Raw genomic sequence first — 26929 nt, 5'->3', positions numbered from 1 at the left:
TGATTGTTGTTATTGTATTCCATCGCTTTACCAAATATTGACCTGTCGGCACACTGCTTGCCATACCAAGAGCACGGCAAACGTGCATCGCGCAAGCACACAGATCAATTGGAGGAAAGAAATGGAAGCTACCCACAAACCGTCGGTCTTGATCGTCGGCGGCGGCATCGGCGGCATGGCCGCGGCGCTGTCCCTGTCGCGCCTGGGGCTGGCCGTGACCGTGCTGGAACAGGCCTCGACGCTGGGCGAGATCGGCGCCGGCATCCAGCTTGCGCCCAATGCCTTCGCCGCGCTCGATGCCTTGGGCGTGGGCGAACGCACGCGTGCCAAGGCCGTGTTTACGGAACGCCTGGTGATGATGGACGCCGTCGACGCGACCGAGGTAGGCACCTTTGTCGTCGATGCGGGCTTTCGCGAGCGCTTCAGCAATCCCTACGCCGTGATCCACCGCGCCGACATCCACGGCGCCATCCTCGACGCGGTGCGCACTTCGCCGCTGATCACCTTTGTGACGTCCTCGCAGGTGACGGACGTTGTGGAAGATGCGGACGGCGTCACCGTGGTCGATGCGGCAGGGCGCAGCTTCCGCGCCGATGTGCTGATCGGCTGCGATGGCGTCAAATCCGTGATCCGCGAGCGCATCGTGGGCGATGCGGTGCGCGTTTCCGGCCACGTGGTGTACCGCGCCGTGGTGCCGGCCGCCGACATGCCGGCCGACCTGCGCTGGAACGCGCCCGTCGTCTGGGCCGGCCCGAACTGCCACCTCGTGCACTACCCGCTGCGCAATGGCGAGCAATACAACCTGGTGGTGACTTTCCACAGCCGCGAGCAGGAAGCGTGGAGCGTCACGGACGGCAGCAAGGAAGAAGTGCTGTCCTATTTCGACGGCGTGCATGCGCAGCCGCGCCAGCTGCTGCACAAGCCGACGACTTGGCGCCGCTGGAGCACGGCCGACCGCGACCCCGTCGCCAACTGGAGCACGAAGCGCATGACCCTGCTGGGAGACTCGGCCCACCCGATGCTGCAATACCTGGCGCAGGGCGCCTGCATGGCGCTGGAAGACGCCGTCACCCTGGGCGAAGCCGTGCGCGCCTGCGATTTCGACATGGCCGCCGCCTTCCAGCTGTATCAAACCTCGCGCATCGCCCGCACGGCGAGGGTCGTGCTGTCGGCGCGCGAAATGGGCCGGCTGTACCACGCCAAAGGCGTCGAACGCCTGGTGCGCAATGACTTGTGGCGCGGCCGCACGCCCGCACAATTCTATGAAGCGCTGGCCTGGCTGTATGGCTGGACGGCGCACACCTGCCTGGCCACCACCGAGAAGGATGCAGCATGACTTCCCATCAAACGCCCGAACGCGAGGCTTTATATGCAGCCCTGAGCGGCATGCATCTGTCGCCGCTGTGGCAATCCCTGCACACCCTGGTGCCGCCCCATCCGACGGCGCCGTATGCCCCCGCCCTGTGGCGCTATGCGGACATCGCACCGCAACTGGCGCGCGCCGGCGAAGTGATCACCGCCCACGAAGCCGTGCGCAGAGTCCTGGTGCTGGAAAACCCGGCCTTGCCGGGCCGTTCATCGATTACGCAATCGCTGTACGCGGGCCTGCAACTGATCTTGCCCGGCGAAGTGGCACCCTCGCACCGCCACAGCCAGTCGGCGCTGCGCTTCGTGATCGAAGGGCAGGGCGCCTATACGACCGTGGCGGGCGAGCGCACCACCATGCACCCCGGGGACTTCATCATCACCCCGTCGTGGACCTGGCATGACCATGGCAACCTGGGCGTCGATGGCGTCTGCGAGCCTGTCGTCTGGCTCGATGGCCTCGACATTCCCATGCTGCGCTATTTCGATTCCGGTTTCGCGGAAAACGATACGCAGGACAGCCAGGCGGTCAGCCGCCCGGAAGGCCAGAGCTTCGCCCGCTACGGCTACAACATGGCGCCCGTCAAGTCGTTGCACCAGGGCGGCACCTCGCCCATTTTCAATTACCCGTATGCCCGCTCGCGCGAAGCGCTGGACCTGTTGTCGCGCACGGACGCCATCGACGCCTGGCACGGCTACAAGCTGCGCTACACGAACCCGCTGACGGGCGGCTCGCCCATGCCCACCATGGCCACCTTCATGCAGCTACTGCCCAAAGGTTTCAAGGGCCAGCGCGCGCGCAGCACCGACGGCACCGTCTACAGCGTCGTCGAAGGCCACGGCAAGGTGACGATAGGCGCGCAGGTATTCGACTTCGCCCCGCGCGACACCTTCGTCGTGCCATCGTGGGCCGTCGTCTCTTTCGACTGCCCGCAGGACGACGTCGTGCTGTTCAGTTTTTCCGACCGCCCCGTGCAGCAAGCGATGGGCGTGCTGCGCGAGCAGTTTTTGACTGACTAACTCTATTTTTTTGCCCACCCCGTGAAGAGCCGGGGTCGGACCCTCAGGGTCCGACCCAAGTCCTTGCCCTCGGGGTTAAGACCATCAACAGGAACCCACCATGACCAACTTCATCTTCGCCCCCCAAGCCATCGCCGGCCTGCCCATCCTTGGCACCGACAGCCAGTTCCCCGTGCGCCGCATCTACTGCGTGGGCCGCAACTACGCCGCCCATGCGCGCGAAATGGGGTTTGACCCTGACCGCGAACCGCCATTCTTCTTTTGCAAGCCGAATGACGAGCAATCCGTCGTGCCCGTGCCGCCCGGCGTGACGGCCACGGTGCCGTATCCGGCGCAGACGTCGAACTACCACCACGAGATCGAGCTGGTGGTCGCCATCGGCAAGGGCGGCAAGGACATCGCCCTGGAGGACGCGGCGTCGCACATCTTCGGCTACGGCGTGGGCCTGGACATGACGCGGCGCGACCTGCAGATGCGCATGCGCGAACAGGGCCGCCCGTGGGAGATCGGCAAGGCCTTCGACTATTCGGCCCCCATCGGCGCGCTCACGCCCATCGCGCTATCCGGCGAGATCAGCACGGGCGCCATCGTGCTGGAAGTGGATGGAAAAATCGTGCAGACGAGCGACCTGACGCACCTGATCTGGTCCGTCAATGAAGTCATCGCCAATCTGTCCACGCTGTTCGAGCTGCAGCCGGGCGACATCATCATGACGGGCACGCCCGAAGGCGTGGGCGCCGTCACCCGGGGGCAAACCATGGCCGCGCGCATCGCCGGGCTGACACCGATCACCGTCGCCGTGCAGTAAACACCATCGGGCCAGCGCGGCACAGATCGCGCAGCCCCAGCGAACAATAACAATGGAGACAAGACAATGACTACCCACGCCGGCACCGACGTCCAGCACTTCCTCGACAGCCACCCGTTTTCCCGCTACCAGAAGCTGATCCTCTGGCTATGCTTTCTGATCGTCGCCATCGACGGCTTCGACACGGCCTCGATCGGCTTCATCGCGCCCGCCATCCGCGCCGAATGGGGCTTGACCCCCGCCGCGCTGGCACCCCTGTTCGGCGCGGGTCTGTTTGGCCTGATGGCCGGCTCGTTCCTGTTCGGCCCCCTGGCGGACCGCTACGGCCGGCGTCCCGTGCTGATCGTCTCCGTGGCGTTTTTCGGCGCGGCCAGCCTGCTGTCGGCCTGGTCGACGGATCTGACGATGCTGCTGGTGCTGCGCTTTTTGACGGGGCTAGGCCTGGGCGGCGCCATGCCCACTTCCGTGACCATGACGTCCGAATACTGCCCGCAGCAGCGCCGTTCCGGCCTGGTGACCATGATGTTCTGCGGCTTTACCATCGGTTCCGCGCTGGGCGGCCTGGCCTCGGCGCAACTGCTGCACCTGATCGGCTGGCGCGGCGTGCTGATGCTCGGTGGCGCCTTGCCGCTGCTGCTGGTGCCCGTGCTGCTGCTGGCGCTGCCCGAATCGCTGCGCTGGCTGGTGCTGAAAGGCCGCGACGCCAGCCAGGTGCTGAACATCGCACGCCGCATCGCACCCACCGTGGCCACCTTGCCGCGCCTCGTCGTCAGCGACAAGAAACTCGCCGGCTCGCCCATGGCCGAATTGTTCCGTCCCGGCGTGATTGGCGGCACCTTGCTGCTGTGGTCCACGTTTTTCATGAGTTTATTGATCATCTATCTGCTCTCGAGCTGGATGCCGACGCTGTTGAATGGCAATGGCCTGTCCCTGTCGAACGCCTCGCTCGTGACGATGATGTTCCAGGTGGGCGGCACCGTCGGCGCCATCATGCTGGGGCGCTGGATGGACCGCTACAGCCCGCATAAAGTGCTCAGCATCGCCTACCTGGCCGCCGCCGGCTGCATCGTCGTCGTGGCCCTGTCGGGCAGCAGCCTGGCCCTGCTGGTGCTGGCCGTGTTTGGCGTGGGCTTTGGCGTGAGCGGCTCGCAAGTGGGCGCCAATGCGCTGGCTGCCGCCTTTTACCCCACGTCGAGCCGCGCCACGGGCGTCAGCTGGGCCGCCGCCGTGGGCCGCAGCGGTTCCGTGCTCGGTTCCATGGCCGGTGGCCTGATGCTGACCCTGAAACTCGATAACGAAACCATCTTCTTTTTGCTGGCCATCCCCGCCGTGCTGGCGTCCCTGGCGCTGCTCGCCATGGGACGCCTGATGCGCACCCGGACCGTTGCCAGCGCCGTTCCCGCTACCCTGAAAGAGAGCACCATATGAAACTGCATGGCTATTACCGCAGCTCCGCATCCTACCGCGTGCGCATCGCGCTGAACCTGAAACAGCTGCACGCCGACACGGCCTATGTGCATTTGAGCCGCAATGGCGGCGAGCAGTTCACGCCGGCGTTTTCCAGCCTGAACCCGCAGCACCTGCTGCCCGTGCTGGAGGACGGCGGCGCCGTGCTGACGCAATCCCTGGCCATCATCGAATACCTGGACGAGACGCAGGCGGGGCAAAAACTGCTGCCGGCCGACGCCCTGGGCCGCGCCCGCGTGCGCCAGCTGGCCATGGTCTGTGCCTGCGACATCCATCCGCTGAACAACCTGCGCGTCCTCAATTACCTGACGGGACCCCTGGCCCTGTCGCAGGAGCAGAAGAACGCCTGGTACCAGCACTGGACGCATCTGGGCCTGGCTGCGCTGGAAGCCGAACTGGCGAGCAGCCCGCACACGGGCCGCTTCTGCCATGGCGACACGCCGACCCTGGCCGATTGCTGCCTGGTGCCGCAGGTGTACAACGCGCGGCGCTTCCAGTGCGACCTGGCTTTGTATCCCACGATCCTGCGCATCGTCGCGCACTGCGAGGCGCTGCCGGCGTTTCAGCACGCGCACCCGGATACCCAGCCAGACGCAGAATAAAAACCACAATAAACGGAGACAAGCATGAGAAAAATCAACGCCACACGCAAGCTGACTGCGCTGGCGCTGCTGGGCGCGTGCGCCTGCAGCGTGACCACAGGCGCTTACGCGCAAAGCGGCGTCACCCTGTACGGAGTGCTCGACAGCTCCGTGGCTTACACAAGCAATGTCAACGCGGCCGGCGACAGCGTCACCAAGATGCCCACCTTGACGGGTTCATTGCCATCGCGCTTAGGTTTCAAGGGCGTGGAAGATCTGGGCGGCGGCTTGCAGGCGATCTTCGCGCTGGAATCGGGCTTCGGCGTCGATACGGGCATCGCGGGGCAGGGCGGGCGGCTGTTCGGCCGCCAGTCGTGGGTGGGCTTGAAGGGCCGCTATGGCAGCGTGATGCTGGGACGGCAGATGAACATGTCGTTCTGGGCCACGCAGAAGTCTGACATCATGGGTCCGGCCCTGTTTTCCATCAGCAGCCTCGATCTGTACCTGCCGAATGCGCGCAGCGACAACGCCATTGGCTACCTGGGCACGTTTTCCGATGTGACCGTGGGCGCCACCTACAGCCTGGGGCGCGACGCCTCGGCGGCGGGCGGGCCGGCGGCCACGGGCTGTGGGGGCGAAGTGGCGGGCAATGCCAAGGCTTGCCGCCAGATCACCGCCTTGCTCGGCTACGACACGGGTCGCTATGGCGCCACGGCGTCGTACGACATCCTGTACGGCAACGCGGGCGCGGCCAACGGCCTGACGTCGAGCCGCAACTTCGACCGCCGCGTGATTGCCAGCGCCTATGCCATGGTTGATAAGCTGAAAATCGGCGGCGGCATCATCGACCGCAGCATCCGCGCCGCCACGGGGGCAGTTGATTCGCAGCTGCTGTATTTCGGCGCCGCGTATCCGCTGGCACCCGCGCTGGTCCTCGATGGACAGCTCGCCAGGCTGGCCGTGAAGGACAGCCCGAACGATGCCACCCTGGCCACCGCGCGCCTGACGTATCATTTATCCAAACGCACGGCCATCTACGGCGCCATCGGCCGCATGGATAACGATGGCGCGGCCGCCGTGGCGCTGGACGCGGGCGGCACCGTGGGCGCGGGGCGCACGCAGAATGGCGTGATGGCGGGGATGCGCCACTTTTTCTGAACGCTGTCCCGGCTTTACCGCGCAGCAAGGGTCGCGGGCGCAGGCGCCTGCCAGCCGCCGCCCAGCGCCTTGTAGGTGGCGACCGCCGCGCGTGCGGCCGCCGTTTGCGCCTGCGCGCGCGCATCCTCGGCCCGCAACAGCTGGGCGTTGGCCTGCAGTACATCGTGGCGGCCGACCACGCCCTTGTGGAAGGCCGCCAGCGCAGAGGCGCGCGCGCGCTCCAGCGCTGCGACGCTGTGCGCCTGCAGGCCTGCCTGCTGTTCGTATCCGAGCAGTGCCGAACAGGCATTCTCCACGTCTTCCGTGGCATGCAGCACGGCCAGCCGGTAGGCCGCCAGCAACTCGGCTTCCTGGCCCCGGGCGGCGTCGATCTGTGCCGCGATGCGGCCGAAATCGAACAGGCGCCAGCGCATGCCGAGTACGCCCGCGGCCTGGCCGGAGCCGCTGGCAAACAGGGAGCCGCCGGCGGTGGTGCTGCCGAGCAGGGCGCCCAGGCTCAGCTTGGGATAATACTCGGCCACTTGCGCGCCGGTGCGCGCGCTCGCTGCGGCCAGGCGCCGCTCGGCCACGATCAGGTCGGGCCGGCGCCGCAGCAGGTCGCCTGGCGTACCGCCGGCCGTGATGCGTGGCGCGACCGCGATGATGCCGCTGGCGGGCAGTTCCTGGCCATGGGTGCCGGGCGCCGCGCCCAGCATCACGTCGAGCGCATGCAGTGCCACGTCGCGCGCCGTTTCCAGGCCCGGCATGGCCGCGCGCGCCTGCGCCAGTGCCACCTCGGCCTGCCGCAGCGCCGGCTCGTTCACCAGCCCCTTGCCATACAACAGCGCCGCGATGTCCAGCGCCGCCGCCTGGGTGTCGACCTGCCTGCGCGCCAGATCGCGCCGCGTTTGCAGGCCCTGGATGGTCAGGTACAAGTCGGCCGTCTGCGCCGCCACGGCCAGCCGCGCTGCCGCCCATCCCGCTGCCGTTGCCTCGTAGTCGGCGCGCGCCGCTTCGCGTTCGCGGCGCAGGCCGCCGAACAGGTCGATTTCCCACGACGCTTCCAGGTTGACTTCACGCGCGCTGCCGGCGCGCGCGAATCCCGGCGCGGCATTGAGCACCTTGCCCAGCGGCGTCTGCACCGATTGATAGGCGCGCGCGGTCTGGCCATCGAGATTGGCGGAAGGCAGCAAGGCGGCGTCGGCCGCGCCCAGCGCTGCGCGTGCCTGTTGCACCCTGGCCGCCGCCTGCGCCAGATCGAGGTTTTGCGCCAGTGCCAGCGTCACCAGGCGGGTCAGGTGCGGATCGCCAAACGCCGTCCACCACTGCTGCAGATCGGCTGCATCGGCGTCCTGGCGCAAGCCGACTGCCGACTGGTGCAGATACTGCGCCGCTTGCGGCAGTGCGGGCCGCTGGTAATCGGCACCGGCGGTGCAGCCGGCGGCCAGGCCGGCTGCAAGCAGCAGGAGGGGGAGGCGCAGAAGGGGCGGGATGGGCATGGGGATCGTCCTGTTCGTCAAAAAGGGAATAATTTGTGACTATAATACATTTTGGTCACTGATTGTACATTTTGGCGTGGCGCGTTAAGCTGTCGCCATGAATTCCATCACACCCGAACTACCCACCCCTGCGCGCGGCCCGGCCGGCCACGACGTGCGCGAGCAGATCGTCGTCGCCGCCACCGAGTATTTCAGCCTGTATGGCTACGAAAAGACCACCGTGTCCGACCTGGCCAAGGCCATCGGCTTTTCCAAGGCGTATATCTACAAGTTCTTCGAGTCCAAGCAAGCCATCGGCGAGCATATCTGCGGCAACTGCCTGCGCCAGATCGAAACCGAGGTCAGGGCAGCGGTGGAGGCCGCCGGCCAGCCGCCAGAGAAGCTGCGGCGCATGTTCAAGGCCAGCGTCGAGGCCAGCCTGCGGCTGTTTTTCCAGGACCGCAAGTTGTACGACATCGCCGCGTCGGCCGCCACCGGGCGCTGGCCGACGGTGCAGGCCTATGAGCTGGCCATGGGCGCCTTGCTGCAGGAAATCTTGCAGCAGGGCCGCAAGACGGGGGACTTCGAGCGCAAGACGCCGCTCGACGAAACAGCCAGCGCGATCTATCTGGTGATGCGCCCCTACATCAATCCCTTGCTGCTGCAGCACAGCCTGGAGACGAGCGAGACGGCGCCGGCACAATTGTCCAGTCTGGTGTTGCGCAGCTTGTCACCCTAGTCACCATGCCGGTTTGTGACTGTTGACTTATTTGGTCACTAGTACCAGAATGAGAACCCTGTTCAATTCGTTCATGGGATTCTTATGCGCTGGCGCCGTCTTGCCTCATCTGCTGTCATCTCCGCCTTGCCCCTGGCCTTGTCCCTGGGCCTGACCGCCTGCGGCGAGAAGGCGCAAGCCGATCCGCGTACCGCCATGCCGCTGGTGCGCGCCGTCACGGTGCAGGGTGCCGAGTCGGGTGCGCGTACCTTTACCGGCGTGGTCGCGCCACGCGTGCAAAGCGAACTGGGTTTTCGGGTCGCCGGCAAGGTGCAGGAGCGCCTGGTCGATGCCGGCCAGGCCGTGCGGCGTGGCCAGGCCTTGATGCGCCTCGATGCGCAGGACTTGCAACTGCTGGCCCAGGCACGCCAGGACGCGGTCACGGCCGAGCGCGCCCGCGCGCGCCAGACGGCCGACGAGGAGGCGCGCTACCGCGACTTGCGCGGCACCGGCGCCATCTCGGCATCAGCCTACGACCAGGTCAGGGCGCTGGCCGACGCCGCTGCGGCCCAGCTCAAGGCAGCCGAAGCCCAGGCCGACGTGGCGCGCAATGCGCTGCGCTACGCAGTGCTGGTGGCCGATGCCGATGGCATCGTGACGGAGACGCTGGCCGAACCGGGCCAGGTGCTCGCTGCCGGGCAGCCGGCGGTGCGCCTGGCCCATGACGGGCGGCGCGAAGCGGCGATCCAGCTGCCGGAAACCTTGCGCCCGGCGCTTGGTTCGACCGCCCAGGCCACGCTATTTGGCAGGCCGGGCGCCAGCGTGCCGGCCACGCTGCGGCAGCTGTCGCAGAATGCGGACCGGCAAACGCGCACCTTCGAGGCGCGCTATGTGCTCGATGCAGCGCTGTCGGGCGCGCCACTGGGCGCCACCGTCACGGTGCGCATTGCCGGTAGCGCCGATGCCGGCGATGCCGTACGGGTACCGCTCGCGGCCCTGCACGACGGGGGCAAGGGGCCGGGCGTGTGGCTGATCCAGGGCGAGCCGGCGCGGCTGGCCTGGCGGCCCGTCAAGGTGCGCCGCCTGCACGATGACGGCGCCGACGTCAGCGGCCAGCTCAAAAGCGGCGAACGCATCGTTGCGCTGGGCGCCCACCTGCTGCGCGACGGCGAGCAGGTCGCACTTGAGCAAACGGTCGCGGGAGCGCGGCCATGAGCGCGGGCTTCAACCTGTCGGCGCTGGCCGTGCGCGAGCGTTCCGTCACGCTGTTCCTGATCTGCCTGATATCGCTGGCCGGCCTGTTGTCCTTCTTTAAACTGGGACGGGCGGAAGACCCGGCCTTCACGGTCAAGGTGATGACCATCGTCACCGCCTGGCCAGGCGCCAGCGCGCGCGAAATGCAGGACCAGGTGGCCGAAAAGATCGAAAAGCGCCTGCAGGAGCTGCGCTGGTACGAGCGCGCCGAAACCTATACCACGCCCGGCCTGGCGTTCACTACCCTGACCCTGCTCGACAGCACGCCGCCCGACCAGGTGCAGGCCGAGTTTTACCAGGCGCGCAAGAAGGCTGGCGACGAGGCGGCCAACCTGCCGTCCGGTGTCATCGGTCCCATGATCAACGACGAATACGCGGACGTCACCTTTGCCCTGTTTGCGCTCAAGGCGCGGGGCGAGCCGCAGCGCCTGCTGGTGCGCGAGGCTGAAACCTTGCGCCAGCGCCTGCTGCACGTGCCGGGCGTGAAGAAGGTCAATATCATCGGCGAGCAGGCCGAACGCATCTATGTCGAGTTTTCCCAGGAGCGCCTGGCCACCCTGGGCATCCGGGCGCAGGACGTGTTTGCGGCGCTGCACGGCCAGAATGCGCTCACGCCAGCCGGTTCGGTCCAGACGCGGGGGCCGCAGGTGTTCATCCGTCTCGACGGCGCGCTCGACGCGCTGCAAAAGATCCGCGACACGCCGGTGGTGGCGCAGGGCCGCACCTTGGCCCTGTCCGATATCGCCACCGTGCGTCGCGGCCACGAGGACCCGGCCAGCTTCATGGTGCGTAATGGCGGCGAGCCGGCGCTGCTGCTGGGCGTGGTCATGCGCGATGGCTGGAATGGCCTGGACCTGGGCAAGGCGCTGGAGCGGGAAGTGACGGCCATCGGCAGTGAAATGCCGCTGGGGATGAGCCTGGCCAAGGTCACCGACCAGGCTGTCAATATCGGCGCGGCCGTGGATGAATTCATGCTCAAGTTCCTCGCCGCGCTGCTGGTGGTGATGCTGGTGTGTTTTGTCAGCATGGGCTGGCGCGTCGGCATCGTCGTTGCCGCCGCCGTGCCGCTGACCCTTGCCGTCGTGTTCATCGTGATGGCCGCGACAGGCAAGAATTTCGACCGCATCACCCTCGGTTCCTTGATCCTGGGACTGGGCTTGCTGGTGGACGACGCCATCATCGCCATCGAGATGATGGTGGTCAAGATGGAGGAGGGCTACAGCCGCATTGCCGCTTCCGCCTATGCCTGGAGCCATACGGCCGCGCCCATGCTGGCGGGCACCCTGGTCACGGCCGTCGGCTTCATGCCCAACGGCTTTGCCCGCTCCAGCGCCGGCGAGTACACCGGCAATATGTTCTGGATCGTCGGCATCGCCCTGATCGCCTCATGGGTAGTGGCCGTGGTGTTTACGCCTTACCTGGGCGTGAAGCTCCTGCCCGAGCTGAAAAAGGTCGCCGGCGGCCATGATGCGTTGTACGACACGTCGCGCTACCATCGCTTTCGCCGCCTGCTGGGACGCGTGATCGCCAGTAAATGGCTGGTGTTCGCCACCGTGATCGGCCTGTTCGTGCTGGCCGTGCTGGGCATGGCCGTTGTCAAGAAGCAGTTTTTCCCCATCTCCGACCGTCCTGAAGTGCTGATCGAAGTGCAACTGCCTTACGGCAGCGCGATCGGGCAGACCAGCGGCGCGGCGGCGAAAGTGGAAGCCTGGCTGGCGCGCCAGTCCGAGGCGAAGATCGTCACTGCCTATGTCGGCCAGGGCGCACCGCGCTTTTACCTGGCGATGGGGCCGGAATTGCCCGATCCTTCGTTTGCCAAGATCGTCGTGCGCACCGACAGCCAGCAGGCGCGCGACACCCTCAAGCAGCGTTTGCGCGTGGCCATTGCCGCTGGCCTGGCGCCGGAGGCGCGCGTGCGGGTCACGCAACTGGTGTTCGGCCCGTATTCGCCGTTTCCCGTCGCCTACCGTGTCAGCGGCCCGGACCCCGAGGTGCTGCGCACCATCGCCGGCCAGGTGCAGCGCGTGATGCAGGCCAGTCCCATGATGCGCACCGTCAATACCGACTGGGGCACGCGCACGCCCACCCTGCATTTCAGCCTGCAGCAGGACCGCTTGCAAGCCATGGGGCTGAGCTCAGGCGCCGTGGCGCAGCAGCTGCAGTTCCTGCTCAGCGGCGTACCCGTCACCGCCGTGCGTGAAGATATCCGCACGGTGCAGGTGGTGGCGCGCGCGGCCGGCGACATGCGCCTGGACCCGGCCCGTATCGCCGACCTGACCCTGGCTGGCGCCAACGGCGAGCGCATCGCGCTGTCGCAGGTGGGGGCCGTGGAGGTACGCTGGGAAGAACCGGTGCTGCGCCGGAGAGATCGCCAGCCGACGATCACCGTGCGTGGTGACATCGCCGACGGCATGCAGCCGCCCGACGTGTCGGGCGCCATCACGGCGCAGCTGCGCTCCATCATCGATACGCTGCCAGGCGGCTACCGCATCGAGCAGGCTGGCTCGATCGAGGAATCGGCGAAGGCGACGCGGGCCATGCTGCCCCTGTTCCCCATCATGCTGGCGTTAACCCTGCTGATGATCATTCTGCAGGTGCGCTCGATGTCGGCCATGGTCATGGTCTTCCTGACCAGTCCACTGGGCTTGATCGGCGTCGTGCCCACCCTGATCCTGTTCCAGCAGCCGTTCGGCATCAATGCGCTGGTCGGCCTGATCGCACTGTCGGGCATTTTGATGCGCAATACGCTGATCCTGATCGGCCAGATCCACCATAACGAGGCGGCCGGGCTGGCGCCTTTCGATGCCGTCGTCGAAGCGACCGTGCAGCGCGCCAGGCCGGTGATCCTTACCGCCCTGGCGGCCATCCTGGCCTTCATTCCGCTGACCCATTCGGTCTTCTGGGGAACGCTGGCCTACACCCTGATCGGCGGCACGTTTGCCGGCACGGTGCTGACCTTGGTGTTTCTGCCGGCGATGTATGCGATCTGGTTCCGGATACGGCCGGGTAGAGATTGAAAACAGCGGGCCGGAGACGCGGGCCTGAGAAAATGCCGATGGCGGCGTTGCAGCTTCCTTGCCGTACTTGCGTACTGTCTGCGTCGCTGCGCCTTGCCCTCGACATTTTTCAGGCTCGCTTGGCCCGGGGAGCCTGTCTCCCTGACTTGGGCCGTTTCGTGGTTTGCCGGTTTGCTTGTTGTTTGTTGTTTGTTGCTTGTTTCTTGTTGTTTGTTGCTTGTTGCTTGTTGCGTGTCTCTTTCTCTAGGCTCCGGCCGCATCCTGCCGGTAGCGCGCTGGCGGCAGTTCGAACTGGTTCTTGAAGAAGCGGGTAAACGCGCTTTGCGAGGAAAAGCCCAGGCGCTCGCCGATTTCCACCACGCTCAGGTTCGTTTCGCGCAGCAGGCGGCGCGATTCGCGGCTCTTGGCGCGCAATTCCAGCGCGCGGAACGAGGTCTGCTCCTGCTGCAACTGGCGCTGCAGGGTCCAGCGGTTCATCGCCAGGCCGTCGCACAGGGCTGGCAGCAGCGAGGTGCCGTCCACGTCGGCCTGCTGGCCCAGCAGATCGATGATGGCCTGCTCCACGCGGGCCGAAAACAGCTGCGCGCCCTGCAATTGCTGCAATTGCCCCTGCGCGTGCCGCAGCGCGTGCGGCGCCAGCATGGCGTTGAACTGGGCAAAGGGCCGGTCCAGCGCCGGCGCGTCGAACGTCAGCGTGTTGCGCGCCTGGCCGAAGCTTGCGGCGGCGCCGAAGCACTCGGCAATGGCGGGCGCGAACCACGGCGCCTTGCCCTGGAAGCTGGCGTGGAAGGCGGTGTCTGTGCCTTCGTCGTAGGCGCGCGCGACCAGCGACAGCATGCGGAAATTGGCCAGCGCCTGCATGGCGCCCCCCAGCGGGCAGAACTCGGACAGATATTCGATTTCGATGCGCGTGCCATTCTCGCTCATCAGCATGAAGTCGAATTCGCCGATCAGTCCCCGCAAGTGCAGCAGCTCGTGCAGCGCGCTGCGCAGGGTGGGGCGGTTGAAGCAGACGTGGGCGATGCCCGAGTAATGCGCGAACCAGTGCGTCACGTCGAGATCTAGCAGGCCGCGGTGCTGCGGCAATTGCTGGGCGTAGGCCGTCATGCGGCGGTGCCGCTCGGCGTTGATGCGGCCGCCAGGTTCCGTGAGCTGCGCCGGCGTGATGCCCGTGTGGCGGAAAAAGTCGGCGGGGTCGTGCCCATCGGCCTGCATGGCGCGCGCGCATTGCTGCGCGATGCGGTTCGAAACCGTGCGCGTATCGGGTTTGTGCAAGGGTGTCTCCTGCTTGTTGTAGTAATTTTTCACAAATATTAGCACTTTGTAGGAGATTGTTGGTTGTCGTGCCGTCTAACCAAAAATTGTTCTCGCGGGTATAAAACGCGTGCTGCGGGGTCAAGAAACTCACGCATTCTCACGCTATATTGTTTTCGGCCGGCCGGCCTTGCTGCCCTGCCTTGATACCTACAAAAACAGTCCTGGAGATAATGATGAATTGCACTTTGAAACCGATGGCCCGCGTGGTCGCCGGCTGCGTCGCTACGCTTGCCCTGGCCGCCTGCGGCAACGATACCGTCAGCGAGGAATACAAGCAGCCCGTGTTTGGCGCCACCACCTTTAGCCAGCTGAAGGTTGACGGCTATGCCTTCAAGGATATGAACCGCAACGGCAAGATCGACCCGTACGAAGACTGGCGCCTGCCGGCCGAGGCGCGCGCCGACGATCTGCTGTCGCGCATGAGCCTCGATGAAAAAGCGGGCCTGATGATGCACGGCACGGCGCCCACCGCGTCCGATCCTTCCGGCATCGGCCTGGGCGGCGCGTATGACCTGGCCGCCCTGCAGAATTTGATCGTCAAGCAGTACGTCAACACCTTCATCACGCGCATGGCGGGCGACACGGCCAACATGGCGTCCCAGTACAACAAGGTGCAGGAAATCAGCGAAACGTCGCGCCACGGCATTCCCGTCTCCATCAGCACGGACCCGCGCCACCATTTCCAGTACACGGTGGGGGCCAGCGCCGGTACCAAGGGTTTCTCGCAGTGGCCGGAAACCCTGGGCCTGGCCGCCATCGGCGACGACGCGCTGGTGCGCCGCTTCGGCGACATCGCGCGCCAGGAATACCTGGCCGTCGGCATCACGCAAGCGCTGTCGCCGCAGGCGGATCTGGCCACCGAGCCGCGCTGGTCGCGCATCAACGGCACCTTTGGCGAAGACGCCGACCTGGCCAAGCGCATGGTGCAGCACTATATCGAGGGCTTCCAGGATGGCAATACAGGCCTGCATGACGGCAGCGTGGTGGCCGTCGTCAAGCACTGGGTCGGCTACGGCGCCACGAAAGAGGGCTACGATGGCCACAATTACTATGGCCGCTACATGACCTATCCGGGCAATAATTTTGCCTATCACGTGAAACCGTTCGAGGGCGCCTTCACGGCCAAGGCGGCCTCCGTCATGCCCACCTACGCTCTGCCGGACGGCAATATCACCATCGATGGCATCACGCTGGAACAAGTGGCGGCCGGCTTCAGCAAGACCATGCTGACGGATCTGCTGCGCGGCAAATACGGTTTTGAAGGCGTGATCCTGTCCGACTGGGGCATCACTTCCGACTGCGACGCCAACTGCCGCAACGGCACGGCGCCCGGCGTGGCACCTTCCTTCATCGGTTTCGGCACGCCGTGGGGCATGGAAGACGCTACCAAGGCCGAGCGCTACGTGAAGGCCGTGACGGCGGGGATGGACCAGTTTGGCGGCGTGACGGAAGCGCCATACCTGACGCAGGCCGTGCAGCGGGGCCAGCTGACGGAAGCGCGCATCAACGCCTCGGCGCGGCGCATCCTGATCCAGAAATTCAAGCAAGGCCTGTTCGAGCATCCGTTTGTCGATGCGGCCAAGGCGGCCAGCACCGTGGGCAAGGCGGACTTCATCGAGGCAGGCCTGGAGGCGCAGCGCCGCGCGCTGGTCCTGCTGGAAAACAAGGACAAGGTCTTGCCGCTGGCGGCCAGCGTCAAGAAGGTCTACCTGTATGGCATCGATGCGGCCGTGGCGCAGCAGTATGGCTACACGGTGGTGGCCACGCCACAGGAAGCGGACGTGGCCCTGCTGCGTGTGGCCGCACCGTATGAAACCCTGCACCCGAACTACATCTTCGGCAGCATGCAGCACGAGGGCCGCCTGAACTATGTCGACGGCGACGCCGACTACGAGGCGATCAAGAACGCGGCGAAGAACGCGCCGAAGACGGTGGTGACGGTGTACCTGGACCGCCCGGCCATCCTCGGCAACGTGCAGGACAAGGCCAGCGCCATCCTCGCCAACTTTGGCGTCAGCGACGGCGCGCTGTTCGATGTCCTGACGGGCAAGGCCAAGCCGCAAGGCAAGCTGCCGTTCGAGCTGCCATCGTCGATGGCCGAAGTGCAGGTGCAGAAATCGGACGTGCCATATGACACGGCCCATCCGCTGTACAAGTTTGGCTACGGCTTGGCGTACTGAACGCCGTTCAACGTACGGTAATCCAGCTGCGCTCTTTGACGGAGCGCAGCGCGGCGGCTATCAGGCGGTCCACTTCGTAGCCGTCGCGGAAGGTGGGCCAGACCGGCTGGCCGCTGGCGATGGCCTGCAGAAAATCGCGCGCTTCGATGACGATCTGCTCGTTGTAGCCCGTGCCGTGCCCGGCGCCCTGGCTGAACGCCAGGTAGTCGGGGTGGGCGGGTCCCATCAGCAGGCGCTGGAAACCCTGGCGCTGGGCAGGGCGGCCGGCGTCGTACAGCCACAGCGCATTCTGGTCTTCCTGGTCGAAGGCGATGGCGCCTTTCGTCCCCGTGATGCGGTAGGTGTAGCCCATCTTGCGCCCGGCCGCCACGCGGCTGAAGGTGAGCGCCCCCAGCGCGCCGCTGGCAAAGCGCAGCATCACATTCCCCTGGTCGTCATTCTCCACAGTCTCCATGCCAGCCGGCCCTTGCCGCTGCGCGTGCACGGTATTCATGTCCGCCACGAGAGAGTCGACGGGGCCGCCCAGGCGCAGGGCCAGGTTGAGCAGGTGCGATCCCACGTCGGCCAGCGCGCCGGCACGCGTCCCCGTCGCTTCGCGCGTGCGCCACGAGGCGGGCGCGCGCGGGTCGTGCAGGTAGTCTTCCACGTGTTCGGCGGCGACGTGGATGATTTCGCCAATCTCTCCCGACTCGATGATCTGCCGCGCCAGCTGGCTGGCCGGCGTGCGGATGTAGTTGAGGGCCGGCCGGGATTGCGGCTTTTACTGCAAAAAGAATTCTAACCAATTGATTTATTTAGTAAATTCGACTTTGTAGTTCATCGGGGCCACCTCTCGCTCAAGGTCCAGCATGTATTCGCCGAATCGGTTGATGTGCCCTTTACGATATGGCGCTAAGCCGCGAAGTACCTCTTCCGTTAGCACATATCCCTTGGCTTGTATTGCCTTGAGGAGCCGCGTCATCTCATGGACATTGTGCAGGATGACCATGTTCGCAACGAGCTGGTTGTATTTGATAACCTTGCGCTGTTCGTGCCGAACGTTTTCGGCAATGATACCTTCGCCCCCAAAAAACAGCCATTTGATGAAGCCGTTGAATTCCTCGCTCTTGTTGGTAGCGGCGTGAATGGTACGACGCAGTTCCGCGTCGTTGATGTACTTGAGCAGGAACATGGTCCGATGTACCCTGCCGAGCTCGCGGAACGCGTAGTAGAGCTTGTTCTTGCGGCTAGCCGTGCCTAGGCGGCGCAGGATCGTCGATGGCGCGATCTTGCCCGCTTTGATGGAAATGACGACGCGCAGCATGTCCTTCAGATGGCGCGCGATCAGTTCCCAGTCGATCGATCCACGGAACAAGCTGCCGATATTGTCATACTGGTCGGCCTTGTCCGCCTTGAAGAACACCAGATCTTTGATATTGCGGATGCGCGGCATCAGGTCGATACCCAGCAGCGAGGCCAGGCCAAACACAGGCGTGCTTTGGGCCTGCGTATCGCCGTGCAGCGTATCTGGCTGGATGTCCGACTGGTTGTTGATTAGCCCATCGAGGATGTAAACCGCCTCATAGACGCCGCATGGAATAAAGTGACTGAACAACGCGATGTACTTGTCGGACACATGGTAGTAGCCAATGCCGCCGTATCCACCGTAGCGGATATGGTATTCGGAAAGCAGGTTAGCCTCGTAAATGTTCCATTTGGTACCGTCGGCCGACGCGCTCTTTCCCGATCCCCAATAACGTGGCAATGCGAAGCGGTTGTATGCATTGATCACCTTGACGATCGCCTTGTCCAGGCGCTGCTCGGTGACATGCTTGAGATTGAGCCAGGCCACCTGCTTGCGGCTCAGGCCCTTGATCGAGCGTGCGGTCTGCGTGGCGCCCAAGTTACAACCATAGCAAAACAACGTAGTGATAAAGCGCTTGCGCGGATCGTCTACTTTGGCCTCGAAGCCGGACAACGGACCGAAGAGTTTATGCAAGTCCAACCATTTTTCAGTTTCGGTCAACACATCAAGGATGCTCACCGGATCCATTTCATTGGTGACCATCTGCTCGATGGCGTCAAGTTCGGGCGGCGGCTTTGGACGCTCCATGCGACGGATCACAATGCCGCTCTCGTCGATATCGGCAAGGCGATTCTCCGGGAAGCGGCTGTCGACGTCGCGCGCCAGGTTGCCCAATTTTTCCCGCAACTGCGCGACAAAAGCCTGTGCCTCTACCGGCAGCCCTACTAGTTCGCCATAGGCTTTAACCTCGCGCTCGTATTCTTCCCATCCCACCAAATGGTTGCGATAATCATCATAGTCGCCGCTGTGCTCGACGTACAGGTCGCCCGACTTGAGTTCATCCATGACTTCCGTCATCACGGCGAGTTCGAAATACTTGCGATGGACACTCGCTGGGGCGTTGGCTGCGACTCGGCCAAAAACCAGCTTGCGCCACTTATCGGACATCCAGTCCAGTGCCAATGCAGGTAGCGCACCTTCTGCTGCTGGCAGTTGTTCCTTGTGGCTGGAGCGATGCTTTTGGATGATGGCGATCGCCGCCAGCAGGCTCTGATCCTGGGAGCTGGATTTCAGGCTGAGCGCTTCGAGGCACTTGAAGAGCAGGCTGCGCTTGCCAACATACCCGATCAGCATGAATGGATAATAGTTATTGCCAGCATACGCCATGTGCTCGTCGCATTCAGTAATCCATGCCGCCAGATCCCCGTCGAGGGATTGCTCGACCCGGGCGACGCGATCCTCTTCGCTGGCCTCTTCGCTCAGGACGGTCAGCACTTCGCGGAACTGTCCGATCAAACGCTCAATCTGTTCGGCGTGCTGCAGGTGATATTGCCGCAACCGTTCCTCGGCGCCGTTATGCAAGATGCGGATGGTCTTGATGAAGATTTCGGCGATATCGTCCATTGCCTTCTGCAACTGGCTTTGAATCAGCAGCACGATGAGGGTGTGGCGCTTGAGTGGCTTGATCCGCCGCATTTCCGCCACATCCAGGGCACGCGCCTCCAAAACGAGTTGTTCACGCTTGGTTGCGGCGATGGCCTCAGTATTGGGCAGGTCCTGCGCCAGCGCGATCATGGTGTCAATGTGGGCCAAGAAATCCGTCACCGCACGCACATTGGGCTGCTTCGGCTCGCGTTTGAGGCTATCCCATATGCGCAGGTTCTCACCGGCAGTGAGCATGTGTTCAAGACGCTCGACCACGCAAGTTGGCAATCCGCCAGCCACCGCCTTATAGATGCCGTCGTTGACGCTGGTGCGGGACTGGCGAGCCAGCCTGAACAAGTAGGTGAATCCAGGCAGTTCCAGGCGACGCTGGACCAACTCCTCAATCAGGACATTGATAATGTCGGGTAGCTCCTGCTTGGTATGGGCAGCCTGCAGGGCCTGATCTTCCAACCAGTATTCATCGGACGAGTCCATCACCCGGATCCCCACATACCCGCGCAGACGGCGCTGGTGTATTGTCTTGCTACCGGATTGATCATATTGTGCCAGTGCCCGTTTTGCCGGAACGCGCAGACCGCTATGTTCGCAGATATGCCGCACCACGATAGCCGGGACGCTCGACAAGGGGACGAAATAACCAAGCCTTTGCACCAGCATAAGTTGGATAAGCAAAAAAGTACGATGCGATGCTTGGCGATACAGAGTGAAGATATGGTCAATTTGAGCGCGCGAAGGCGTGTAGATCGCCCCGAGCTCCTGCTCAGTGAATTCTTGTTTCAGGCGTGGATAAGCCGTTTCATGAATATTCGTCATTGAAATCAGTCGACACCGGTCCAGCGAAGGAATTGCTGGAAATCGTGCATCGATTGCAAGTTTTTTGTCAAGCAATTAAACGTAAAGCATTCCAATCCGGCGACATATGTCTTTGACCTTCCCCATTATGGTAATGCGTATAGTGATGATACCGGTCATTCGGATCCGTACTTGCTCACGGTCAAGTGCATCGCAGCAATACCTTGACAGTGGGTCTGATACAACCTAGGCTACGAATACCGTCCATTTAGATAGTTTATGAAGACCTCCCGCACAGTGCGATTGTTCACGACTCTTGTCGCGATACTTAGCATGCTGTTCATGCAGCATGCGGTTGCTTCGTACCTGTGCCCTGGCGTACCGATGGGAGGCGGTGGCTCTGTTGTAGCCGCAGGTGTTAGGGCATCTGCGATGCCCGCGATGACAGATTGCGCTGGCATGGACACTGACCAGTCGACGTTGTGTCAAATTTATGCTGTGGGAGATGCATCCAGGCAGTCGCTGGACAAGACACCTGTCGCCGACCACCCATCATTCGTCCCTGTTGTCCTGCTTTTGACGTTAGCTATTTATGACACTCCCGTAGTGTATTCAGCAAAACCTCCTTTGCTCATTACCTTGGCGAGGCCAACGGCACCGCCTATCGCTATCCGCCATTGCTGTTTGCGTATTTGATACTCCAGACTGCCTAGATCGTCATCGCCTTGTCGGGTTCGACAGGGCGTTGTTGCCCATCGCATTCTGGAGCTGCCATGCCAATCCCGTACTCCGTGCAGTCGCATGCACGCGTCGTCCGTCTTCGCCCATTCATGAAGACGGCGCTCGCTCTCGCCCTTACTTTTCCGCTGCTTGCCTTCGTTCATGATGCGCGCGCGGCCCCCCAGCCAATCACCTTCACCGAGGCGCTGCAGCAGGCTGTCGTCCGCTCGCGCCAACTTCATGCGCAGGACCAGGCCACTGTCGCTGCACATGAAATGGCGGTAGCGGTGGCGCAGCGCCCCGATCCCACTCTCAAGGTCGGCATCGATAATGTGCCCTTAAGTGGCAGTGATCGCTTTAGTTTGAGCGGGGATTTCATGACGATGCGGCGCATCGGCATTTCGCAGGAACTGACACGCGCCGATAAATTGCGCTGGCGTTCCGCACGTCTTGAGCGCGAAGCCGACAAGGCGCAGGCGCAAAAAGATGTCGCACTCGCCGCGATTCAGCGCGACACGGCGATCTCCTGGCTCAACGTCTACTACATTCGGAAAATGTCAGTAGTTCTGACAGAACAAGTGGTCTTTTCCCGCCAGGAAATTGACGCCGCTACGGCCGCCTATCGGGGCGGGCGTGGCAGCCAGGCCGACGTGCTGGCTGCGCGTTCTGCCTTGTTAACCCTTGAGGACCGAGCCAGTCAGGTCGAACGCGACCTCAATACGGCAAAAAACATGCTGGTGCGTTGGACCGGCAGCAGCGGCGAACTTGCCGATGCCAGCATGCCCGACTTGGGCACCATCCCTCTGGACCCGGTGTTGCTCGACACTGAACTGGCGCACCGCCCGCAGATCATGGTGTTGAATCGGCAGGAAGAAGTCGCCCAGGCCGACGTCAATCTGGCGCGAGCGAATCGGCATCCGGACTGGAGTATCGAGTTCGCATTCCAGCAGCGCGGCGCGGCCTACTCGAACATGGTCTCCGTTGGCCTATCCCTGCCATTACAGTGGGATCGCAAAAACCGGCAGGACCGCGAACTAGGCTCCAAACTCGCCTTGGTCGAACAAGCGAGGAGCGAACGCGACGAATTGCTGCGAGAAGATGCCGCCAACATCCGTGCCTTGCTCATCGAATGGAGGAGTGGCCAAGAACGTAGCGAGCGCTACGCGCTCCAGCTATTGCCCCTTGCCGACGAGCGAAGCCAAGCGGTCCTGGCCTCCTATCGTGGCGGAAAAGCCTCTTTGGCTGAGGTGCTCGCTGCCAGGCGTAACAGTGCGGACATGCACGTTCAGTTGCTGCAGTTGCAGATGAATACAGCCCAGTTCTGGGCACAGCTTCGCTTCCTCTTTCCCGACATCGCAATCACGCAGATTTCCGCAGTACATCGCCAGCAGGAATTCAAATGAACAATAAGAAATTACACGTCCTGGTACTTGCGGGTGCCCTTGCAGCGGTCGCTTATGCCGGTTACCAGTTTGGTTTACGACAAGCACATCAGACAGTATCTACAGGTGACGTCAAGGCGGTATCCGGCAACGCAGCAGGCGCCGCGAGTGCTGCCAACAAGAAACCATTATATTGGCATGACCCCATGGTGCCAGGCCAGAAGTTTGACAAACCCGGTAAGTCACCGTTCATGGATATGCCGCTGGTGCCCGTCTATGCTGCGGGGGATGGTGAGGACAGTAATGTTACGATCAGCCCGCGGGTCCAGCAAAACCTGGGAGTGCGCACAGCGCTCGTCACATCAGGAAGGATGTCCGCCGGCTTGGTTGCCGTCGGTAACGTTGCCTATAACGAGCGCGACGTGGCACTGGTGCAGGCGCGTAGCGGTGGATTTGTAGAGCGCTTGTATGCGCGTGCCCTGCTCGATCCGGTGAAAAAGGGGCAACCCTTGGCTGACTTGTATGTCCCTGATTGGATCGCGGCACAAGAAGACTATCTGGCAAGCCGTCGTATGCAAGGCAATGAGACAGCATCCCTGGTCGATGCTGCCCGCCAGCGCATGCGGCTTGTTGGTATGAGTGACGGGCAAATCCGGCTAGTCGAATCGAGTGGAAAGGTACATCCTCGCCTGACGGTCTCAGCACCCATCAGCGGTGTGATCGCAGAGCTTGGCGCTCGCGAAGGAATGACCGTCTCCGCCGGTGCGCCGCTGTTTCGCATCAATGGGCTCGCGACAGTGTGGGTCAACGCGGAAGTGCCCGAGAGCGTGGCGGCCAAGGTTCGCCCCGGTGATGCCGTCGAAGCGCGGGTACAAGCGCTACCCGGAAGTATTTTCAAAGGCAAGGTGAATGCCATTTTGCCGGAAGTTAATGCTACGACGCGAACCCTGAAAGCCCGTGTGGAGCTGGCTAACCCCGGCGCCCAGTTGTTGCCCGGCATGTTTGCTACGTTGACCTTCACGTCAAACAATGGCGCCGATGTTTTGCAGGTGCCATCGGAGGCAGTCATCCAGACGGGTACGCGCAGCGTTGTCATGCTTGCCCAGGAGGGTGGCAAGTTTATGCCCGTCGATGTGGAGGCCGGCAGCGAAGGCAATGGTCTCACCGAAATCCGCAAGGGCCTGTCCGCTGGCCAGAAAGTGGTCGTCTCGGCGCAGTTCCTGGTCGATTCCGAGGCCAGCCTGAAGGGAACCACGACACGCTTGAGCGATACGCCATCCCCGGATGCAGACAAGGCACCCCCGCGCCACCATGGGGTAGGCAAGGTCGAACAGATCGGCAAGGACGAAATCACCATCTCGCATGGCCCTATCACGTCGCTGCAGTGGGGGGCGATGACGATGGGTTTCAAAGTGCCCTCCACGGGCTTGCCGCGCAATGTCGGCATAGGTGACCGAGTCGCCTTCGACATCAGGCAAGGCGAAGATGGCAGCTTTGAGATCGTGGCCATTGCGCCGACCTCCGGTGTGCCGAAACCCGAGAACAAACCCATGGGTGGCATGAAGGCACCAGCGGGAGTGGCGAAATGATCGCAAAACTGATCCGCTGGTCTATCGGCAACCGATTTCTGGTCTTGTTGGTGACTGTATTCATTACGGCCTGGGGCATATGGTCGCTGGCGCGCACGCCGCTCGACGCCATTCCCGACCTGTCGGACGTGCAGGTTATCATCCGCACCAGCTATCCGGGGCAAGCGCCACAAATCGTCGAGAACCAGGTCACATATCCACTGACCACCACCATGCTGTCGGTGCCGGGCGCCAAGACGGTGCGTGGATATTCGTTTTTCGGTGACTCCTTCGTCTACATTCTGTTTGAAGACGGTACCGATCCATACTGGGCGCGATCACGGGTGCTGGAATATCTGAACCAGGTGCAGTCACGCCTGCCACCGCAGGCAAAAACCGCACTCGGACCAGATGCGACCGGCGTCGGCTGGGTCTATGAATATGCGCTGGTCGACCGTAGCGGCAAGACCGATTTGTCGCAATTGCGCGCCTTGCAGGACTGGTTTCTCAAGTATGAGTTGAAAGCGGTGCCCAACGTCTCGGAAGTGGCCAGCATTGGCGGCATGGTGCGGCAGTACCAGATTGTGCTCGATCCGGACAAGATGCGCGCCTATAACATCCCGCATGGCAAAATCATTGATGCCGTGCAGAAAGCCAATCAGGAAACGGGCGGCTCCGTGCTGGAATTGGGCGAGGCCGAATACATGGTACGGGCCTCTGGTTATCTAAAGTCGCTGGATGACTTCCGTAAGATTCCGTTGATGACGTCTGATGCCGGCGTATCTGTGCGGCTGGGCGATGTCGCACGCATCCAGATCGGGCCGGAAATGCGGCGCGGGATTGCTGAATTGAATGGCGAGGGCGAAGTTGCTGGTGGCGTGATCATTATGCGTTCCGGGAAAAATGCGCTGGAAACCATCGATGCCGTCAAAGTCAAACTGGAAAAGCTAAAAGCGAGCTTGCCGCCCGGCGTCGAGATCGTCCCAACCTACGATAGGTCGAGCTTGATCAAGCGCGCCGTGAGCAACCTGAAAGAAAAGCTGATCGAGGAATTCATTGTCGTCGCTGTGGTCTGTGCGCTGTTCCTGTTTCACTTGCGCTCGGCGCTGGTGGCCATCATCACGCTGCCGATCGGCATTCTGATCGCTTTTATCGTCATGTACTACCAGGGAGTCAACGCCAATATCATGTCGCTGGGCGGTATCGCCATTGCCGTCGGCGCGATGGTCGATGCCGCCGTGGTGATGATCGAGAATGCCCACAAGCATATTGAAGCCTGGAATCATGCCCATCCAGGAAAGCAGCTGAAGGGCAATGAGCACTGGCGTGTCATTGGCGACGCTGCGGCTGAGGTCGGGCCAGCACTGTTCTTTTCGCTATTGATCATCGTTCTATCGTTCATTCCCGTGTTCACCCTGGAAGCGCAAGAGGGGCGTTTGTTTTCACCGCTGGCTTTTACCAAGACGTATGCGATGGCGGCAGCGGCTGGCTTGGCGGTCACGCTGATTCCCATTTTGATGGGCTATCTGATCCGCGGCCGCATTCCTGATGAGCAAAAGAACCCCCTCAATCGCTTCCTGATCGCGCTATATCGTCCCTTGCTTGATATCGTGCTGCGTTTCCCGAAACTGACTTTGTTGGCGGCCGCACTGGTAGCGGCCATCACGATCTGGCCCATGAGTCGACTCGGCGGCGAATTTATGCCGCCACTGGATGAAGGCGATGTGCTGTACATGCCATCGGCGTTGCCCGGGCTGTCCGCCGGCAAGGTCGCGCAGTTGTTGCAGCAGACTGACCGGCTGATTAAAACGGTACCCGAGGTACAAAGCGTCTTCGGCAAGGCCGGCCGAGCCGAGAGCGCCACTGATCCGGCGCCGCTGGAAATGTTCGAAACCATGATCCAGTTCAAGCCGCGCGATCAGTGGCGCCCTGGCATGACGCCAGAAAAATTGATACAAGAACTGGATCGCACCGTCAAGGTGCCTGGGCTGTCCAACATCTGGGTGCCGCCGATCCGTAACCGGATCGACATGTTGGCCACGGGCATCAAAAGCCCGGTCGGCGTCAAGGTCGCAGGCGTTAGCTTGGAGGAAATTGACCGCATCACAGGTGAAATAGAGCGCGCAGTCAAGAAGGTGCCGGGCGTCTCCTCGGCGCTGGCCGAGCGCCTGAATGGCGGACGGTACATCGACGTCAATATCGATCGCGACGCGGCCGCCCGCTACGGCTTGAATATTGCAGACGTGCAAAGCGTGGTGTCGGCGGCGATCGGCGGTGACAATATCGGTGAAACTGTCGAAGGATTGCAGCGTTTCCCGATTAATGTGCGTTATCCACGCGAGGTGCGCGACTCAGTCGAGAAACTGCGCCAGCTACCGGTGCTGACAGAGCGGGGGGCGCAAATCCGGCTGGGTGATGTCGCCGCGATCCGCATCGACGACGGTCCACCGATGCTCAAGAGTGAAAATGCCCGGCTGTCAGGCTGGGTGTATGTCGATATTCGCGATCGCGACTTGAGTTCGACTGTGTATGACATGCAGCAAGTCGTCGCCAGGGAAGTCAAATTGCCGGCGGGTTACTCCATTGCATGGTCGGGGCAGTTCGAATATCTAGAGCGTGCCACTGAAAAACTCAAAATCGTCGTGCCAGCGACCTTGCTTATTATCTTCGTGCTGCTTTATTTGACCTTCAAGCGCTTCGATGAAGCGGCCTTGATCATGGCAACGTTGCCGTTTGCGCTGGCCGGCGGCATTTGGCTACTGTGGTTGCTCGACTATCACCTGTCAGTCGCCGGCAGCGTCGGCTTCATCGCGTTGGCTGGCGTCTCGGCCGAATTCGGCGTAATCATGCTGCTTTATTTAAAGCATGCCTGGGATGAACGTCTGGCGAATGGTAACGCTGGTGAAACCGATCTGCTCGATGCAATTCGTGAAGGGGCGGTCTTGCGCGTGAGGCCCAAGGCAATGACGGTGGCGGTCATTATCGCCGGCCTGGTGCCGATTATGCTGGGCACCGGCACTGGGTCGGAGGTCATGCAGCGCATCGCCGCGCCGATGGTTGGCGGCATGATTACCGCGCCGTTGTTGTCCATGTTTGTGGTCCCTGCGGTTTATCTGCTGCTACGTCGGCGTCAGATCCGTGCCGCCGGCTCGGCAGCAGCAGAGGAGAATTAGCC

17 protein-coding genes are annotated in these 26929 nt (G+C 62.9%); 13 read left to right on the top strand and 4 right to left on the bottom strand.

Annotated elements, in window-relative coordinates:
* Positions 1–121: 121 nt before the first annotated feature.
* From C8C92_RS16580 to C8C92_RS16555, 6 genes are all read left to right on the top strand, one after another.
* Positions 122–1336: a 3-hydroxybenzoate 6-monooxygenase gene (locus C8C92_RS16580; RefSeq protein ID WP_116744626.1), complete on the top strand. Its 1215-nt coding sequence runs from the start codon at positions 122–124 to the stop codon at positions 1334–1336.
* The gene (gtdA, locus tag C8C92_RS16575; RefSeq protein WP_116744625.1) at positions 1333–2385 is read left to right on the top strand and encodes a gentisate 1,2-dioxygenase; all 1053 of its coding nucleotides are present in this window, start codon (positions 1333–1335) and stop codon (positions 2383–2385) included. The genes C8C92_RS16580 and gtdA overlap by 4 nt, the downstream gene beginning before the upstream one ends.
* A gap of 100 nt (positions 2386–2485) precedes the next feature.
* On the top strand, positions 2486–3193 hold the full coding sequence (locus C8C92_RS16570) for a fumarylacetoacetate hydrolase family protein (RefSeq protein ID WP_116744624.1): 708 nt from the start codon (positions 2486–2488) through the stop codon (positions 3191–3193).
* Between the two features lie 66 nt (positions 3194–3259).
* Positions 3260–4621 (top strand): aromatic acid/H+ symport family MFS transporter, encoded by a 1362-nt coding sequence (locus tag C8C92_RS16565; protein ID WP_116744623.1) that lies wholly within the window; start codon positions 3260–3262, stop codon positions 4619–4621.
* Positions 4618–5262, top strand: coding sequence for a maleylacetoacetate isomerase (gene maiA, locus C8C92_RS16560; RefSeq protein ID WP_116744622.1), 645 nt, complete (start codon positions 4618–4620; stop codon positions 5260–5262). Before C8C92_RS16565 ends, maiA begins: the two co-directional genes overlap by 4 nt.
* 24 nt (positions 5263–5286) lie before the next feature.
* On the top strand, positions 5287–6399 hold the full coding sequence (locus tag C8C92_RS16555; protein ID WP_116744621.1) for a porin: 1113 nt from the start codon (positions 5287–5289) through the stop codon (positions 6397–6399).
* Between the two features lie 14 nt (positions 6400–6413).
* Here C8C92_RS16555 and C8C92_RS16550 read toward each other — a convergent pair whose 3' ends face one another.
* On the bottom strand, positions 6414–7877 hold the full coding sequence (locus C8C92_RS16550) for an efflux transporter outer membrane subunit (protein ID WP_116744620.1): 1464 nt from the start codon (positions 7875–7877) through the stop codon (positions 6414–6416).
* Positions 7878–7974: 97 nt separating this feature from the next.
* On the opposite strand from C8C92_RS16550, the gene C8C92_RS16545 reads away from it, so the two are divergent.
* From C8C92_RS16545 to C8C92_RS16535, 3 genes are all read left to right on the top strand, one after another.
* On the top strand, positions 7975–8595 hold the full coding sequence (locus C8C92_RS16545; protein WP_116744619.1) for a TetR/AcrR family transcriptional regulator: 621 nt from the start codon (positions 7975–7977) through the stop codon (positions 8593–8595).
* A gap of 84 nt (positions 8596–8679) precedes the next feature.
* Positions 8680–9789: an efflux RND transporter periplasmic adaptor subunit gene (locus C8C92_RS16540; RefSeq protein ID WP_116744618.1), complete on the top strand. Its 1110-nt coding sequence runs from the start codon at positions 8680–8682 to the stop codon at positions 9787–9789.
* Positions 9786–12845: an efflux RND transporter permease subunit gene (locus C8C92_RS16535; RefSeq protein WP_116744617.1), complete on the top strand. Its 3060-nt coding sequence runs from the start codon at positions 9786–9788 to the stop codon at positions 12843–12845. The genes C8C92_RS16540 and C8C92_RS16535 overlap by 4 nt, the downstream gene beginning before the upstream one ends.
* Positions 12846–13088: 243 nt before the next feature.
* Here C8C92_RS16535 and C8C92_RS16530 read toward each other — a convergent pair whose 3' ends face one another.
* Positions 13089–14120: an AraC family transcriptional regulator gene (locus C8C92_RS16530; RefSeq protein ID WP_116744616.1), complete on the bottom strand. Its 1032-nt coding sequence runs from the start codon at positions 14118–14120 to the stop codon at positions 13089–13091.
* Positions 14121–14335: 215 nt separating this feature from the next.
* Between C8C92_RS16530 and C8C92_RS16525 the strand changes: the two genes are divergently transcribed.
* The gene (locus tag C8C92_RS16525; RefSeq protein ID WP_243420250.1) at positions 14336–16342 is read left to right on the top strand and encodes a glycoside hydrolase family 3 N-terminal domain-containing protein; all 2007 of its coding nucleotides are present in this window, start codon (positions 14336–14338) and stop codon (positions 16340–16342) included.
* A gap of 7 nt (positions 16343–16349) precedes the next feature.
* On the opposite strand, the gene C8C92_RS16520 is transcribed toward C8C92_RS16525, so the two are convergent.
* Both C8C92_RS16520 and C8C92_RS16515 read right to left on the bottom strand, forming a co-directional pair.
* The gene (locus tag C8C92_RS16520) at positions 16350–17036 is read right to left on the bottom strand and encodes a Gfo/Idh/MocA family oxidoreductase (RefSeq protein WP_279340959.1); all 687 of its coding nucleotides are present in this window, start codon (positions 17034–17036) and stop codon (positions 16350–16352) included.
* Positions 17037–17132: 96 nt separating this feature from the next.
* Complete coding sequence (locus tag C8C92_RS16515) at positions 17133–20105, bottom strand: Tn3 family transposase (RefSeq protein WP_116744613.1); 2973 nt, start codon at positions 20103–20105, stop codon at positions 17133–17135.
* A gap of 752 nt (positions 20106–20857) precedes the next feature.
* On the opposite strand from C8C92_RS16515, the gene C8C92_RS16510 reads away from it, so the two are divergent.
* The 3 genes from C8C92_RS16510 to C8C92_RS16500 are packed head-to-tail and all read left to right on the top strand — an operon-like array spanning position 20858 to position 26927.
* Positions 20858–22207, top strand: coding sequence for a TolC family protein (locus C8C92_RS16510; protein WP_082654774.1), 1350 nt, complete (start codon positions 20858–20860; stop codon positions 22205–22207).
* A complete protein-coding gene (locus tag C8C92_RS16505; protein ID WP_099764683.1) occupies positions 22204–23775 on the top strand; it encodes an efflux RND transporter periplasmic adaptor subunit in 1572 nt (523 codons plus the stop codon). Before C8C92_RS16510 ends, C8C92_RS16505 begins: the two co-directional genes overlap by 4 nt.
* Positions 23772–26927 carry an efflux RND transporter permease subunit gene (locus C8C92_RS16500; RefSeq protein WP_116744612.1) on the top strand — a complete coding sequence of 1052 codons (3156 nt, stop codon included), beginning with the start codon at positions 23772–23774 and terminating at the stop codon, positions 26925–26927. Before C8C92_RS16505 ends, C8C92_RS16500 begins: the two co-directional genes overlap by 4 nt.
* Positions 26928–26929 lie beyond the last annotated feature (2 nt).

It is taken from the genome of Janthinobacterium sp. 78 (assembly GCF_003096775.1).
Lineage (GTDB): Bacteria > Pseudomonadota > Gammaproteobacteria > Burkholderiales > Burkholderiaceae_D > Janthinobacterium > Janthinobacterium tructae.
Note: the sequence above shows the minus strand (reverse complement) of the source record. Positions and strands in the feature narration are given on the sequence as shown.